9 protein-coding genes and 3 pseudogenes are annotated in these 15,940 nt (G+C 65.8%); 10 read left to right on the top strand and 2 right to left on the bottom strand.

Annotation, left to right across the window (positions count from 1 at the left end; all coding sequences use genetic code 11):
• Positions 1-95 precede the first annotated feature (95 nt).
• The 3 genes from AB0I52_RS32275 to AB0I52_RS32265 all read left to right on the top strand — a co-directional run bounded on the left by AB0I52_RS32275 (position 96) and on the right by AB0I52_RS32265 (position 3,191).
• Complete coding sequence (locus tag AB0I52_RS32275; RefSeq protein WP_363078642.1) at positions 96-746, top strand: DUF2637 domain-containing protein; 651 nt, start codon at positions 96-98, stop codon at positions 744-746.
• A 223-nt stretch (positions 747-969) separates the two neighbouring features.
• A complete protein-coding gene (gene mobC, locus AB0I52_RS32270) occupies positions 970-1,494 on the top strand; it encodes a plasmid mobilization relaxosome protein MobC (RefSeq protein ID WP_136205419.1) in 525 nt (174 codons plus the stop codon).
• The gene (locus AB0I52_RS32265) at positions 1,491-3,191 is read left to right on the top strand and encodes a mobilization protein (protein WP_363078640.1); all 1,701 of its coding nucleotides are present in this window, start codon (positions 1,491-1,493) and stop codon (positions 3,189-3,191) included. The genes mobC and AB0I52_RS32265 overlap by 4 nt, the downstream gene beginning before the upstream one ends.
• Before the next feature lie 35 nt (positions 3,192-3,226).
• Here the strand turns inward: AB0I52_RS32265 and AB0I52_RS32260 are convergent, their stop codons facing one another.
• Entirely contained in the window at positions 3,227-4,069 is an 843-nt protein-coding gene (locus AB0I52_RS32260; RefSeq protein ID WP_363078638.1) for a DUF1932 domain-containing protein, read from the bottom strand.
• Positions 4,070-4,367: 298 nt separating this feature from the next.
• Between AB0I52_RS32260 and AB0I52_RS32255 the strand changes: the two genes are divergently transcribed.
• The 5 genes and pseudogenes from AB0I52_RS32255 to AB0I52_RS32235 all read left to right on the top strand — a co-directional run bounded on the left by AB0I52_RS32255 (position 4,368) and on the right by AB0I52_RS32235 (position 9,506).
• A complete protein-coding gene (locus tag AB0I52_RS32255) occupies positions 4,368-5,597 on the top strand; it encodes a helix-turn-helix domain-containing protein (protein ID WP_363078636.1) in 1,230 nt (409 codons plus the stop codon).
• A 178-nt stretch (positions 5,598-5,775) separates the two neighbouring features.
• Positions 5,776-6,099, top strand: a complete 324-nt coding sequence (locus tag AB0I52_RS32250) for a hypothetical protein (protein ID WP_359462744.1) — start codon at positions 5,776-5,778, stop codon at positions 6,097-6,099.
• A 392-nt stretch (positions 6,100-6,491) separates the two neighbouring features.
• Positions 6,492-7,724, top strand: a pseudogene (locus tag AB0I52_RS32245) (hypothetical protein).
• A 107-nt stretch (positions 7,725-7,831) separates the two neighbouring features.
• A pseudogene (locus AB0I52_RS32240) lies at positions 7,832-9,153 on the top strand (UDP-glucose/GDP-mannose dehydrogenase family protein).
• A gap of 26 nt (positions 9,154-9,179) precedes the next feature.
• The gene (locus AB0I52_RS32235) at positions 9,180-9,506 is read left to right on the top strand and encodes a MazG-like family protein (protein WP_363078634.1); all 327 of its coding nucleotides are present in this window, start codon (positions 9,180-9,182) and stop codon (positions 9,504-9,506) included.
• Positions 9,507-9,630: 124 nt separating this feature from the next.
• Here AB0I52_RS32235 and AB0I52_RS32230 read toward each other — a convergent pair.
• Positions 9,631-10,393, bottom strand: a pseudogene (locus AB0I52_RS32230) (transposase family protein).
• 347 nt (positions 10,394-10,740) lie between these two features.
• Between AB0I52_RS32230 and AB0I52_RS32225 the strand changes: the two are divergent.
• Together AB0I52_RS32225 and AB0I52_RS32220 are read left to right on the top strand one after the other, a co-directional pair.
• Positions 10,741-14,208: a hypothetical protein gene (locus tag AB0I52_RS32225; protein WP_363078632.1), complete on the top strand. Its 3,468-nt coding sequence runs from the start codon at positions 10,741-10,743 to the stop codon at positions 14,206-14,208.
• Between the two features lie 230 nt (positions 14,209-14,438).
• Positions 14,439-15,146: a hypothetical protein gene (locus AB0I52_RS32220; protein ID WP_306089343.1), complete on the top strand. Its 708-nt coding sequence runs from the start codon at positions 14,439-14,441 to the stop codon at positions 15,144-15,146.
• Positions 15,147-15,940: the final 794 nt, after the last annotated feature.

Here is a 15,940-nt window from a genome sequence, read left to right as displayed (position 1 = left end):
GCCCCGCGCCTGACCAGCGACCCGATCCGCCGACCAGGGAACCTCACCCAACTCCAAGTCCGAAAAGGGCATTACCTCGCTTACCGCACTCTCAGATGGCCGCCGCCAGCCACATCCACCGGGCGCTCACCTATGCCTTCCCGCTCGTCATTGACGGGTTCATCGCCATCGGGATCGGCGCCCTGCTCATCCTGCGGACCGCACCCCTGTCCGCCCGCCTCTACGTCTCCGCCCTGGTCGGCGTCGCCACCGCCACAAGCATCTGGGCCAACGTCCTGCACGCCGTCCGCCTCAACCAGCAGACCCGCCACACCAACCTCGCCCTCGACGACATCACCGTCGGAGTCATCTCCGCCATCGCCCCGCTCGCCCTGGCCGGAGCCGTCCACTTCTACCTCCTCGTCGCCCGACGCCCCACAGCCACCGACCGCCACAACAGCGGCGACCGCCACGAACCCCGCGCGGAACACACCATCGGTAAGCTCGCGCCACCACACGCCACGGACACGGATACCGATGTGCCGCAGCAGCCCGGTAAGCCGGGAGGCAAGCAGTCGAGCGTTTCCCTGGAGCAGGCCGTGGCCATCGGCCGCACGGCTCCCCTCGGACGAGGCGACAGCGTTTCCCGCCGCAACGTCGAGAAGGCGATCCGGGACAACGGATTCGGCATGTCACGCGCCCGCTTGGACAAGGTCAAGGACCTGCTGCAGGCCGAACTCGACGCCGTCACCACAAGCACGGACTGAGCCTCGCACCCCACGTCACCCCAGCCCGTTCCTCCCATGAATCAGCACCGGAGGAACGGGCCCTCTCCCTCCACCACCGCTTGCAGGAGCCCTCATGCACAGGCCCGTCCGCGAGCCCTCGTCGGCGCAGCAGCAGACCACCTCCACCCCGGCATCAGGCGGAGCAAGGTATGGCGTTGGACCGTCCACGGGCCGGTCCAACGCAGATGCCTCCGCCCCGGGGGTGGCGGAGGAGCTCGGGCGCCAGGGGGCGCCCGACCGGAACAAGCCCGTCGACACCACCACCCGCACCGTGCTGCCGCAGCGTGCCGCCGAAGCCGCCGCACTGCACCGAGTCGCCCGCCGCCGTCAGCGCAAAGAGACCCAGCGCAAGGAACGCGTGGACGTCCGCTACAGCACCGACGAGAAAACAGCGATCCTCACCGTGGCCCGCTCGCTGAACATCGCCGCCGCCCACTACGTCGGCGCCGTAGTCATGGCCCACATCCAGGGAGACCTCACGCTGCCTGGTCAGCGCACTCAGCTCGACGACTACATCGACGAACTCACAGCCCTCCGAGGTGAAGTCGCCAAGATCGGCCACAACGTCAACCAGATCGCCAAGAAGCTCAACTCCGGCGACCGTCCACACCCTGGGGACACCGCACTCCTCGACCATGCGGAACGCGTCCTCGACACGGCCGGCACCGCCGTCCGCCACATCGCAGCAGCCACCAATCAGGTTGCCGCCACAAAGGGGCCACGGTGATCGCGAAGATCAGCAGCGGCAAGAGCACAGCCGGCCTCATCCGCTACCTCTACGGCCCCGGCCGGGCCAACGAACACACCGACCCGCACCTCGTCGCCTCCTGGGACGGCTTCGCACCCGACCCCGGCCGCACCGACGACACCGCCGCCACGAAGAAGCTCCTCGTGGCCGACCTCGACCTACGCACGCAGCAGGCCAGGCGACTCGGCCGGGCCCCGAAGCAGCACGTGTGGCACTGTTCCGTCCGAGCAGCACCCGGCGACCGCATCCTCGACGACGCCGAATGGGCGGAGATCGCCCGCCGTGTCGTCACAGCAACCGGCATCGCACCGACAGACGATCCGGACGGCTGCCGTTGGGTCGCCGTCCGGCATGCCGACGACCACATCCACATCGCCGCCACCAAGATCCGAGGCGACCTGCGCACCGCACGCCACTGGAACGACTACCTCACCGCCGACCGCGAACTCGCAGCCGTCGAGAAGGAATACGGCCTCTTCCAAGTCGTACGCGGAGACCGTACCGCCGCGAAACGGCCCACCCGAGCCGAGCAGGAGAAGGCCCACCGCGCCGGCCACGACAAGCCCGCCCGCGTACGCCTGCGCACCGTCGTCCGCACAGCAGCGGCTGCCGCCACCACCACCGAGGAGTTTCTCGCTCTACTCACCCGCACCAACGGCGTCCTCGTCGAGGTCCTGCACTTTCCCTCCGGAGAACCACGCGGCTACAAAGTCGCCCTGGAAGACAACACGAACGCCGAAGGGGAACCGGTGTGGTTCTCCGGCTCCACGCTGTCACCGGACCTCTCCCTCCCCAAGATCCAGAGCCGTCTCGCCGCAGCAGACATCCCTGCCGGCAATCCCAACGGGCATCTACGGCCGCACCCGTGGCACCAAGCCACCGCAGCCACAGAGCGCATCCCTCACCACCTCGGCCGACCGGACGCCGAAGCCGCCCAGGCCCACCTGGCCGCCCTCGGCGAAGCACTCGACGCCGTATCCCTCACCGCACCGCCGGACATCCGTACCGAACTCCGAGCGGCGGCCTCTGCCTTCGAACGGGCAACCCGTTCACGTATCCACGCCGAACACCACCACGCCCGCGCCCTGCGCGGGGCAGTGAAGTCTATGCTCCGCGAGCCATCACCCAAGGACGGAGCTCTCCTGGCGATGTTCCTCGATGCCGCGCTCCTGGCCGTCATCGCCGCCGCCTGCTGGCACGACCAACGACAGCACAACCAGCAGACCGCAGCCGCCCACCAGACTCTGCTCCACCTCCAGGCCGCCTACGAGCGAACCTCATCCGGGCACCTGCTTGCCGCCGGCCAGCATCGACCGCCTCGGAAGGTCGCAGTCCGGTACGCCCAGCTCATCCGCCAGGCCGCCCCCGCACACGCCGACCAAGTTCTCGCCGGCCCCGCCGCCGATGCGCTGACCACCGCATTGGCCGCCGCGGAGACCGCAGGCCACGATCCCGGCCGGCTGTTGCAGCAGGCGGCAGACGAACGCGCCCTCGACGACGCCCGCTCCCCAGCACGCACACTGGCCTGGCGCGTGCAACGGCTCTCGCAGAGGCCCGCTCCAAGCCGGCAAGCTCAGGCAGCACAGGCACGCAGCACCGTCCTACGCCCCGTAGCTCTCCCGCAGCCTGCGGCACCGGCCACACCCGCCGCTACCTCTCCACCTCGGCGGAGGTGATCAGCCCTGGGCGGGCACTCTCAGCGGGAGCGGGGTCAAGTGGTTCTTCCTGACCGGAGCTGAGAGAGGACCTGCGCGACCGGCAAGTCGTACTGGTCCTTGTCCTGCTCCCAGAACGAAAGGGCCCGAGCCGTGGCCTCGGCCATGTCCGCGGGCAGGTCGGCCGCCCGGAGAGTATCGGCGACCTCTTCCATCTCGGGCGCCCAGCGCCAGGCCCGGGCGGCCACGCTCGGCAGGTACTGCGGGTCAGAGAGGATCGCCGAGACCATGATCTCGGCTTCAGCCGTGAGCTGGTCGCCGACTCCATGGGCGTGTGCGAGCGCGTGGGAGACGCCTGCGAGAGTACGAGCGGCCTTCTGGTAACTGGCGAAGGCCATCTTCAGAGCTGAAGCGGAACCGATGGCCTTGCCTGCCCGGCACACATCCAACGAAGAGTCCGTGAACAGCGGCTCCACCAGGTCGACGGCGGGGTCGGCCCCTGCGAGATAGAGCCGTGCCGTACGCCCTTCACCCGGCAGCGGACCGAAGACAGCGCCGTCGACGACCTCGGAGCCGGGACGGATCTTCTCGGCGATGCGCTGCACGCGCTGCGGACTGATGGCATTGACATCGACGTACACCCCAGCAAAGGCGTGCACGGCTACGGTCGCTGCCACGTCCTCCGCCACCTGCGGTGGGCAGACCGAGAGAACGACCGCGCTACGGGACAGCGCTTCCGCGAGTGAGTCGCAGGCCGTGGCGCGGACCTCCCTCGCCCGGCGCCACGTTTTCTCACTGCGTTCCTTCGGCACCCACAGCACCTCATGGCCGCCGGCGACAAGCTCGGCGGTGACCGCCGCGCCCATGGATCCCGGGTGCAAGACGGTCACGACGGTCACTGGCTGCCTCCGGCGAAATGCGACGTGGGTGTGTTCCTCATCAACATGATCCGCTGCCGTAGAGCAGCAACGGCGGAGGAATCGGCACCTGGCTCGGACGGGCCAGTCGCCGATAAGGCAAAAGTCCCCCTGCCTCGTGTTGGCCCTTCATGTCGAAACAGGAAACACGGCTGTGGCAGCCCTGTCCCGGCAGCTCGTCTCACGCGGAAGCCGCGTCATGGGTACCGTGCTGGAGACGAACTCTGTACGGACAGACCGGCGATCGCGCCGGATCGTCCGGCGGCCGGAAGGTGTCCTGATGCTGGAGGAAGCCGAGGAGATCGGCAAGCGCGTCCACAGGGCAAGGCTGCGGTTGGGCATGCCGCAGGCCGACCTTGCGACGGCCCTGGGGAAGTCGCAGGGCTGGGTCTCGAAGATGGAACGTGGCCTGATCGAGCTGGACAGAGTCGGGCTGCTCAACCAGGTGGCCGCGGAGCTGCACGTCCATCCGAACGACCTGATCGGGCGCCCGTACAGCAGCTCCCCCGACGACAACCAGTGGCAGGTTGCCGCCTCGTCGATCCTGCGCGAGCTGCGTCGCTACGACCTCGTCCCCGTCTTCGACGGGGCCCCGCGGCCCGCATCACAGCTGTGGAGTGAGGTGACCCGGCTTCACCGCCTGCGAGACACCGCTTCCAACGTGGCGATTCTCCGGGTTCTCCCAGACCTGTTCCGCGAGGCGCGCGCTCTGGCGGAGGAGTCAGAGGGGCACGAGCGGGAGGAGGCGTATGCCATCTACGCCGTGTGCTGCAAGTTCGCACACACCGCCGCCCATTCCCTGGGCCACCCCGAACTGGTCGCCATGGCCTGCGAGCGGGCCGCATGGTCAGCCAGGTTGTCGGGAGATCCGGTGCTGCCCGCCGTCGCCGACTGGATGAGGGTCTGGGACATGTGGGCAACGGCTGACTGGGCCGACGCTCTGACGCTCTCGGACAAGGCGATCACCTCGGTGGAGCAGGAGTACGACCGTGGCGAGCCGCTGGCCGTGCGGGCCTGGGGCACGCTGCAGCTGCGGGCCGCGGTATCCGCCGCCCGAGCCGGCCGCACCTCGGAGGCCGAGGACCGGATCGGACACGCGAAGGACGCTGCCGAACGTATGGACGCGTACGTCGGAGCACCGGTGTACGACCGGCATTCGCTGACGTTCTCCGCCGGGAACGTGCAGATCCACGCGATCAGCGTGGCCCTGGAAATGGGCGAGCAGGGCAAGGCGCTGGAGATAAACCGCCGTACCAGCCCAGTACTGGTCGGATCACTGCCCAACTCCCGGCAGGGACACCACCACATGGACGTCGCGCGCGCCTGGCTGTGGGACGGGAACCGAGGAAGGGCCCTGGCCGAACTGGAGACAGCCGAGCGGATCGCGCCCCAGCTCGTACGGAACCACCCCATCGCCCGCTCGACGCTTCGCAGCATCGTCTACGCGGAACGAGCAGTCACGCGGGAGAAGCTGCGGCGCATGTCCGACCGCTTTCACCTCGACGGATAGGGGTCGTATTCCTCCGGCTCATATTCGAGGGTTGCCCTGTCCCTAACTTCAGGGCATGACGCGACGACGTTCTCCCCACCTCCCTTCCCAGGGAGCCGGGTTAGGTACGGCAGCTCCCTTTGTTCCCCGGCTCGGCGACCTCGCCACCGACAGCGCCCGCGAGGACCGCGTCGGGGTCGTGGTTGCCCTCCCTGGCGAGGGCTCCGCCACGACCTACCACCTGCGCCCGCCCGGCGGCGGGACCCAGTGGTCCGCGCCCGCCGACGGGACGACGCTCAGACCCGTGCCGGTGAAGGCCACCCACGCCACGCTGCTGGTCGGCCGGGACGCGGTCTACGACCCGAGAGCCCGGCAAGGGTCGGTTCCCATCGAGTTCCACTTCGATGACGGCTCGACCCTCGACGGCGCGCTCATCCTCACCTCTACTGAGCTGGAGCGGTTGCACGCACAGACCAGCCGCCTCCTCGACGCCCACGAACGCGCCCTCGGCGGCACCTCGTGACCGGGGCTCGGCGCCGCCATGCCCGAAAAGGCGCGTCCAGAACCGCACGGTCCGACCACGGAGGCCGACTCGCGCTCACGTTCCTGGCCGTCGCCGGCCTGGTCGGCCCGGCCTGGGCACTGCGTGAGCACGCCGGCCCGCTCCTCGAAGGCGCTGGCCACCGGCCCTCCGCCGTCGCACCGGACGCGAGTCTGCCGCCCGAGCGCTGAGGCCGCTCCGGCGCCGGGGACGCCTGCCTGCGCTCGGCCGCCGGGGCCTCCCACGCCCGCTCTCTCGTCGAGCGGCGCTGAAAGAACCGTCCCGCTCAGCGCTGCTTCGGCTGCCCAAAGCGGGACGGCCTGCACCCCGTCAGCCATCTGGAACATCCACGCGTGATTCTCCAGGGAGGGATCGTGGACATCCCGTACATCGTCATCGACTAGCTCGTCCCCGACCAACAGCAGGTCTGGAAGACGTACTTCGGCGACGCCGACCGCCCCCGCTACATCGAGGAAGGCATCTGGCGCCGCACTCAGGAGAGGGCCACCGCCGGCCAGTCCGGCTGGGCGACGTCCGACGACGCCCGGCGGCGAATCATCCACTACCGCTACCGGTACGGCTTGGTGCCCACCACGGCCGCGCCGGCCATCGGCTTGACCGACCTGTACCTCTATCACTCCGCGTCCGCCCCGGCCGACGAGATCGACGCGCACCACGACGCCCTGTGGGATTCGCTCGCCACCGGCGGCTGGAAGGAGGCCCCCGGTGGATTCTTGTGGACACGCCGGGATCTGAAGTGCCGGATCACCGAGCACGACGTCCACCCCCAGGACGCCGCTGCGGGCCGCACCCTCCCAGTCGGCTACCGGAGCCTGGACGTGCAGATCGCCTCTGTGTCCTACGCACCGCCGCCCGCTGTCCGGCAACTGCCGTGGAACGTGCTCTCCACCGGAATCCGGTGCAAAGACCGCCCCGGCACGCCGACCCGCGTGCCGGACCTATCCGTCCTCGCGGACCTACGGCCGTTCCAGGTGGAGATCGGATGCGGTACGTCGGTCGAGGCCGGTATCCCGCCCCTGCACCGGCTCCACGAGATCTACCGAGTCACCGACCGCCAGGGCCACGAGCCGCGGGAGCACCGCTTCACCCTCTCCCCGGCAGCGGACACTCTCCTCCATGAGGTGCTGACGGAGCCGGAGGAGAAGACTGCGGAGTTCGTGGAGATGTTCCGTGCCTGCTTCCTGGCCGAGCCGACCCCGGCTATGTGGGCGCTAAAGGAGCTGAAGGACGCCGGGCACTTCGTCGGTCCGGTCATCACGAACAACTTCGACGTGCTCGCCGCACGCGCCGGGCTCGACGAGTGCTTCATGCGCCGCTACGACCAAGCCGTACCCGACGTCGAGTGGGTCGACGGCGCCAAGGCACTCCTCGTCGTCGGCCTGCACGCCGACCGACGCAAGGTCCAGGCTCGTGCCCGTGCTCACGGCATGCAGATCGTCTACCTGGACCCGGAAGGCTTCTGGCACGACGGCCAGTTCATGCCATACCCGCTGGAAGGGCCCCAGGACGGTGACCTGGTGTGCCGGGCAACCGCCGCTGAGGCTCTGCCCGCACTCGTCAATCTCCTGAAGCAGCGCGCTGGTTGATTCACCTGCACGAAGAGGGCCGCGCGGGGTGGTGGCGCTAGCGTGACGCACCCGGCCGGCCCGGACTAACCGAGCGGGCGAGAGGCAAGGAAAGGAGCGTCGACCCCATGCGCGTATCCGTCATCGGCTGCGGTCACCTGGGCATCCCCCACGCCGCTGCCATGGCCGAGATCGGCCACGAGGTCATCGGCGTGGACCTGGACCAGGCAAAGATCGACCGCCTCAACGCTGGCGAGTGCCCCATCTACGAGGAGGCCTCCCGGAACTCCTCGCCACCCACACCGCATCCGGACGACTGCGTTTCACCACCAGCCTCACCGAGGCGGCCGAGTTCGCCGACGTCCACTTCCTCGCCGTGGGCACGCCCATCGACGCGGACGGACGCAGCTACGACACCGGCCAGGTCTTCGGCGCAGCTCGCGTCCTCGCCCCACACCTATCCCGCCCGACCGTGATCATCGGCAAGTCCACGGTCACCATCGGCACCTCACGCGACCTCGGCGCACTCCTCGCGCGCCTCTCCCCGGCCGGTGAGGACGTGGAGGTCGTCTGGAACCCGGAGTTCCTCCGCGAGGGCCACGCCATCGACGACACCCTGCGACCGGACCGGATCGTCGTCGGCGTCCCCTCGGTCCGCGCGGAGGACGCTGTGCGCCAGGTCTACGCGCCTCTCCTGGCGAACGGGATCCCGCTGTTCGTCACCGACCCCGCCACCGCCGAACTCATCAAGGGCGCCGCGAACGCGTACCTCGGCATGAAGATCTCCTTCATCAACGGCGTCGCCGACATGTGCACCGCCGCCGGAGCCGACGTCCAGCAGCTCACCGAGGCCATCGGCCTCGACCCCCGTATCGGCCGCGGCGGCCTCAACGCCGGACCCGGCTACGGAGGCGGCTGCCTCCCGAAGGATGTCCGCGCCTTCACCGCCTCCGCCCGCACCCTCGGCGCCGCCGAGGCAGCGACCATGCTGCGCGCGGCGGAGGAGGTCAACGAATCCCGACCGACCGCCGCGCTGAGGCTCATCGAGCAGACGCTCGGCCGCCCCGTCGACGGCGTGCGCATCACCGTCTGGGGCGCTTCCTTCAAGGCCGGGACCGACGACGTCCGCGAATCCCCGGCCCTGGCGATCGCCGCCCTCATGCACCAGCGCGGCGCGACCGTCACCGTCCACGACCCGCACGCCGTGCCCACGGCACTGCGCCGGCACCCGGAGCTCGACTACGCCGAAGCCCTCGACAACTCCGTCCAGGGCGCCCAACTAATCGTCCTGGCTACCGAGTGGCCCCACTTCCGAGAGGCAGACCCCAAGGCCCTCGCCCCACTGGTCGCGGACCCGGTCCTCGTCGACCTCCGCAACCTCATCGACGCCGACGCCTGGCGCATGGCCGGATGGACCGTGCGCCAGCTCGGACGACCCGCACAGGAATAACCGAACCCATCGATCGGAGGTCCGACGTGGACGCCCTGTGGGACAACATCGAGAAGCTCTCCGCCGTCTGCCGGGCGGCTGGCGCCCACCTGCCTGACGAGGAGCTCAAGGCCCTCCAGGTCGGCAAAGTCGCCGAGGAGGCCGGCGAGGCCATGCACGCCCTCCATGGGCTGAAGGGCCTCACCACCTGCGGCGACGACCACGCCTGGCCCGAGATCCAGAACGACCTCGTCGGCGCCGTCATCGCAGCCCTCCTGGCCATGCACTACATCGACCCCACGGGCGCCCGCGCAACCTTCGACGAGATCCTCCAGCGTCGAACGCGCAGGGGCCGTGTGGCAAACACCGCCTGACCGACCATCTGCCCCATCATGTCGGTGGTCACGTCCACGTTGCATGGCCACCGACTACAAGGCAGATACGCAGTGCGACCATGCGCGTACAGCCCCTTGCGCCATCACTGAGCCTTTTCCAACCTCACGCTGATGCGTGATGAAGGACGAGGACGGCCTTCACGATGTCGGTGATCCGGTTGGTGCTGCAGCGGAGCTTCCGCAGGAGGCGCCAGCCCTTGAGAGTCGCCATGGCCTGCTCGCCGAGGCAGCGGATCTTGGAGTGGCTGCTGTTGTGACGGCGCTTCCATCTCTTCAGACGGCGGCCCCGGAACGGGACTCGGACGGGTCCGCCGGCTCCTTGGTATGCCTTGTCCGCCCAGCACTTGAGCCGCGCATCCGTGAGTGCCTCGACGATCCCGTGAGTACGGGCGGCGGTCAGATCGTGCGTGGAACCTGGAACCTGGAAGCGCGGACGAGGCCCACAGCAGCCGTCCGAACGGGTCGGTCAGGACCTGGACGTTCATGCCGTGGCGTTTATGTTTGCCGGAGTAGTACGGAGTGTCGGCGGCAATCCGGTCGATCGGCAGGAGCGCCCCGTCGAGGATCACGAAGGCCAGCCGGCCCGCGGTCCGCATGACCTCGGCCAGGGTCGGCGCGAGCGCGGCCAGGACATCTATCGCCTCGCGGATGTAGCGGAAGACCGTAGCGATTCCGATGCCGAACCCGGCGACGAGCTGGGCATAGGTGTCGCCGCAACGCAGGTGGGCCAGGACCAACAGGGCCTGACGACCCGGCGTGACGCGCCGCCATCGGGTGCCGATCTCGCGACGGCGAGCAGCCAAGTGCCGAGCGAGGTCACGCAGGTGCGTGCTGGACAGATCGATCGCCGATGGGTAAACAAGCACACGAAGCTCCTGGTCGGCACGGGTGATCTTGGTCGTGAACCCGTCTACCAGGAGCTTCGTCAGTTCGCACAGCCCTCCAACCACCCGTCCACACCGTCAGGTTGGAAAAGGCTCACTGAAGTGCCTATCGCGGACCGATCACGTGATTCGGTTGCCTGTGGCTCACGTCGGATCGCCGCCGCGTCCACGGGTAGGTTGCGGTGGTCAAGAAGGCAACCGAAGCAGCCGGGCAGACACCAGACTTCGCCCACCAGCATTGCAGCGTCCTTCTTTCCGCCAAGTCACGCCTGGATCGATCTAACAATCCCTATGCTGAGGAGGCTTCCGTACTGCTCGTGAGGAGAGTCATGACAGCCCACTACGAGGACCTACTCAACCGCCTCGAACAAGGGCCGGGCTTCCTACTCCTGGGTCAAAACTACCTGGGTCTGGAAAACAGCGAGGATCCCCTACTCGGGCCGGTCTCGCGAGCAGCGGACGGGCTCACTCACCCGCTCGGCCTGTACCAACTGCTGCTTCGTATCCCTCGCGAGCGGAGAGAGGCAGTGCTCGATGCCCTCTCCAAGTCCGCTTCCGAACTCACCGCGCCAGCGTGGCTCGAGGTTGTTGCCAGCCTGCCGTGGAACGGAGTATTCAGTACCGCCGTCGATTCCCTGTTCCTGCGGACCTTGCGAAACAAGTGGCGCCAGGTCCAGCCCGTTGCCTCTTCTTCCTACCGCCCGTCAGCACCGAGAAGCGCGAGTCAAGTCCAAGCTGTTCTCCTGTTCGGAGGAACCGACCAACCTCCCGAAAATCAGCCTCCGACTAATCGCCTCGAACTAGGTGCCCGACGGTCTGAGGCGCGAGCGCTCGCACAGCGCCTCCCTGACGAGCTGATCACCCCCCGTGGAGTGCTCGTCATCGAAGCATGGGGAGTGAACGACTGGTTCAGCCCAGAGGACCTCTACGGCGTTCTACACCGCCTAGGCCGCGCACAAGCCCATCTATTCTCGGCAACCGCTGCGGAGCTCGACGATGAGTACATCGCGGCGGCGATTGAAGAAGGAACACTTGTTGCACACGCAGAGGACTTCGCGAGCTATGTCGAGAACGCCCGAATCCGTGGACGGCTAGCCAACCTTCAGCGCTTCGACTCCGGCGGGCATCAGATTAGGCACGGCCGAGAGTTGCATGAAATTCCCAGGGACATCTGGAATACGGTGACGTCCTTTGGGCAACCCATCGACGTTGACCTCCTCACGACGCCGCTAGTGCAATCGCAGGAGTTGCGCTATCTACGTTTTAGGGAATTCCTCGGGTCAATCGAATCGTCCAATATTTGGTCAGCAATCGCTAACGGCCTACCGTTCCAGCGAGACTACGAGCTAGTTCTGCGAGAACGAGTAGACACAGCATTGTCGAGCCGCGCCTTCTTGAAGCGCCCCCTATTGCTCAGAGGGCAGACAGGCAGCGGAAAAACAATTGCTCTCGCATCGCTTGCACACTCGGTCGCCCGCGAAGGGCAACACACAGTTCTACATATCCCACGTCGAGCCAATCGCCCATCATTTGAGGCGATCGACTCCTTCTGTGAGTGGTCCGAGAAAATGTCAATCCCGACCACTTTGGTGATTTGGGACGGAATGGTAGATCCCGACGAGTACTTCCGACTGGCGAAGTATCTCGACTCTCGAGGTCGCAGAGCCGTGCTCGTCGGAAGCTGCTACCGAACAGACGACCCCCAGAAGCTGAATTACGTTATCGAAGCTCCCGCATCGTTGAGTGGCGGGGAGATGCAGCGATTCTCACACCATCTCGAATCTCAGGGCATCACCATCCCTGCCCGCGACAGGGCCCTGATTCAAAAGGACAGCACATTCCTCTCCGCCCTTTATCGACTTCTACCGGAAACCAGAGGTCCTGTTAGCGGCGGCTTGGTGCTTGAACTCAGGCACACAGAGACAGCACTCGCCTCTGCGGTCCGCACGTCATCTGACTATTCTCCGCCATCAGCGATGGCGGCAGCCCTAGCCAAAGCGGGCCTAGTCGAAAGCCTGGAAACTGCGCTGCGCGAAATGGGCGAAAATTCTATGGAACCAGCCTATCGAGGCCCATACGAGAAGCTCGTCAATATTGTGCTCGTGGCTTCGCGGCACGGCCAATCCATCCCTCTCGAACTTGCCCTTCGTGTCGTAGGACGCGAAGGTGTGCGCAACCTACCGCAACTCCTGGGGAAGGTAGATCTTGTCCGCTGGATCGAGGATCGCGACGGCAACTACATGCTGTCTGCGCGGAACGAGCTAGAAGCGCAGATCCTGGTCACAGCCGAGCAGACCAGCAGCGAATCCGAGATCAAGTCCATCGCGGATGTCCTCTCAGAAGTTCGGCCGGACAGTACATCCTTCGGGGGCAATGAGGTCCAGTTCGCGGTAGATCTCCTCAACCGCATCGGGCCGCAGGGGGAGCAGGAAGCACGCTATGCCGAGCACTTCCTTCGAATTGCAGACGCAATCGCGCAAGCCAACGGCGCGAGTGTGGTTACCAACCCGCGACTTTCGCTACTTGAAACCAACCTGTGCCGAGAGTGGGTTAAATACGCCCAACGCAAGCGGCTCCCCAATGGGGACCAGCGGACTCGGACTCTGGAACGTGCCGAGATAGTTGTCGAGGAGGCGCTAGCATCGCTCTCTCCTTCCTCGCGACTCGGCGTCCGCGCCAACTTGCTGGTGGAGCAGGCCAGTGTCGCCGGATCAAAAATCTACGAGCTTCTGCGCAGTGGACCGGGTGGGTCAACTCCGACACCAGTTCCCATGGAAACCGTCAACGAGCTTGTGCAGCGAGTGCTTCGCATCACGTCCGACTCGATGCGTCACTCATACGACAAGTACTACCCAGTGGACGTGTTGTGCTGGGTTACTAGCGATGTCTTTGAGAAGAACGCTCTCCCTCAGCACGAAGCCGCTGCGCTGCTGTCTGAGTGCCTTTCACGACTTCTTCTAATCGATGTCGCTGACCTCAGCCCTAAGCAGGAAGCAAAGTACAACGCGCGCTTCGCTGACATAGCAAGTATTGCGCAAGATGACACGGTCGCCGACGAACGACTTCAAGAACTTGCAGAAGACGACGAACCTCTCGCCGCCTACCTATATGCGCTTCGAGTGAGTGGTCTCATCAGAAACGCACCGAATTCATCTGGAATCCGAACGGCACTCACACACCTACAGAATAATGACGCTAGCCTGAATGACCGTCGCTGCCTGAGGTTGCTTGTCGACCTTTTCTGGCTAACAAAGACCGGCCACCGGTTCATGGGGGCGGAGCGCCTAACTCTGCCTCTCGCGCAAGCGGACTGGTCCGAGTGCCTAGACCTAGCTGGCCGGCTGCAAGCCGCAGACGATCTCTCCCTGCTACGGGTTGAGTTTATGCGTGCCCTCGCACTCTTTCACTTGGGCCAGATGGGTGCGGCCTTCGACTCCTTCCGAAAGACCGATCAGCAATCGCACGCGTTTCGGCGCCGCGTCGTGGTCATGTACCTGGCTAGCGAGCCTTCCGGAGACCCTAAAAGGTTCCACTCCGTCGTCCGTCGCGTGGACCCCGACCAGCGCAAGGGGCTTTGCTGGGTTGAGGAACTGGCGCGCGAAGTTTCCTTCCAGCCATACGACTTTGGTGTGACAGACCCATCGCCGGGGCTTGCCTTGCCCGATGCCTATGTCGCCTTCAATCTCCGGGGCCCCATACTTGAGCCTGCACGCATGCCAGGCGACAGGCGGGGCCCCAATATCGTATCCGGCGACGACTTCACACAATCGCCTTCGACAGGATCGGTGGCGAACTAATAATGGGAGTCAGTAAACCGCAGATCGCCGCGCGCACCACTCTGCTCGCCACCCTAGCCGCGCTCGACCAACGCAAGAGCGAGCTGGAGATGCTATGCGACGCACTTACCTCCTGCCCGGTCGGCAACGCTGTCACAGCCCCACGCCCCGTCCTATCCAGCCCTCAGCATGGCTTTGTGACCACGACTATCTGGCTCAGTTCCTGGTTGGATGAGGCATGGAGGGCAAGCATGAAGTACCTCTTGGCCCAGGCCAAGAGGGTAGACATAGATCCGGCTGAAGCGGAGCAGTTCAAGCACGCGCTCGGGCGGTTGCGCACGCTATTTGCACATAACCTAGATCCGAGCACTACGCGCGATCGCGAGACTCGCGACACCTGTTATGCCTGGTTTAAGAATGCATGCGGATCACGAGTTCCAAGTGATGATCAATGGGAACAGTGCCTGGAAGTTTTGCTCGATTCCGCACTCCGCTACCTGATGTTGGCGATCGAAATCACCAGGGCAATCGAGCAGCACGCTGACAGTGAAAGCCTATCGAACCTTTGGAAAGACAGACTCAGTCGCACAGACGTCGTGGTCAATTACTTGGGCTCCCTGCAGAGGGCAGCTGGCGATCTGGGGTGCGAAGGACTCAACTTACCCCAAGTGCGTGACCGATACAGCAAGCGCTGGGGAGAGGTTCTGTCACTAGTCCCCGCTTCTGTCAATATCGAGGAAGTGACCAGCCGCCACATGGAGCAGGCACTAATCGCGGAGACTAGCCGTCTTCTCCCGATCACAGCCGCAGACGTCATGGAGCACTTGGTCCTGCAGCCGGGGGAAGCGGTGGAAGTGGCACTGCGCCTGGGCCAAGTCATCTACAGCCTGCACCCAGACCTTAACCGCGACTCCCTGCTCGAGTCTTTGGGTGCCAGTTGGAAGCAGCTTCAGAGGTAATAGCGACGATCCAGCAATGCCTGACTTCACCGTGACAGTAGTCACGGTGAAGTCGGGCAAGACAACGTCTGTGTAGCAGACAGGGCCCCTCGCGAAGCGTGAAACCTGACCGTCATCGGGGCCAGCCGCTCACACCTATAGACGTGTTCGGGAGGACGTCTACAACCGCGGCTCCCCATGATCTTGTTTCATCCGCTGGCCAGACTCGGCATTGCAGTACTCTCCCTCCGCGCGTCCAGCCCGCGCCTTCGAGCGCGTCGACCGGGGCGACGGTGGCGATCTGGCGTTCGGGATGGCCTCTTCCCGGCGCCCTTGACAGCCTCCCTGCCTCTCGTGCCCCATCCGTGCCCACCAGAGCGGTCAACAGCGGTGAGCAGGGATGCCGAGAGACCACGCAGGGAGCGTCTCAGAGCGGCGTAGTGCCTGGTCAGAGCATATTTATCTGTTGCGACGACCAGTGATTCCCAAGCTCAGAGCGCGAGTTCGATTCTCGTCACCCGCTCCACGAAAAAGCCCCAGGCCAGTGGCCCGGGGCTTCTTTGTTGCCTGGACCGTTCTGGGTCACCGTGCCACTCGCGTGCCATAACTTCCCTCGGATACGTCAGGCTGGATGCCAGGCGACACATAGGGAGCCGACCGAGGAGAGTAAGCCGGGAAGCCTGCTCTCCTGCTCACCCGCACGGGCCGTGCGATCACCGATGGGTGCGGCTCTTCTGAAGTGAAGATTGTTCAGGCGGTCAGTCTGAATCCGGCCTGGTGGGGGTGGGTGTAGAGCCGTTCGTGTTCGCGGGCGG

The sequence above is a fragment of the Streptomyces sp. NPDC050423 genome, assembly GCF_040655445.1.
Lineage (GTDB): Bacteria > Actinomycetota > Actinomycetes > Streptomycetales > Streptomycetaceae > Streptomyces.
The sequence above is the reverse complement of the archived record's forward strand: the minus strand, read 5'-3'. Positions and strand labels throughout refer to the sequence as shown.

Bases quoted from the DNA above. Each gene is read 5' to 3' on its own strand.
- AB0I52_RS32275 (WP_363078642.1), top strand. From the start codon at position 96: ATGGCCGCCGCCAGCCACATCCACCGGGCGCTCACCTATGCCTTCCCG.
- AB0I52_RS32255 (WP_363078636.1), top strand. From the start codon at position 4,368: ATGCTGGAGGAAGCCGAGGAGATCGGCAAGCGCGTCCACAGGGCAAGG.
- AB0I52_RS32225 (WP_363078632.1), top strand. From the start codon at position 10,741: ATGACAGCCCACTACGAGGACCTACTCAACCGCCTCGAACAAGGGCCG.
- AB0I52_RS32220 (WP_306089343.1), top strand. From the start codon at position 14,439: ATGAAGTACCTCTTGGCCCAGGCCAAGAGGGTAGACATAGATCCGGCT.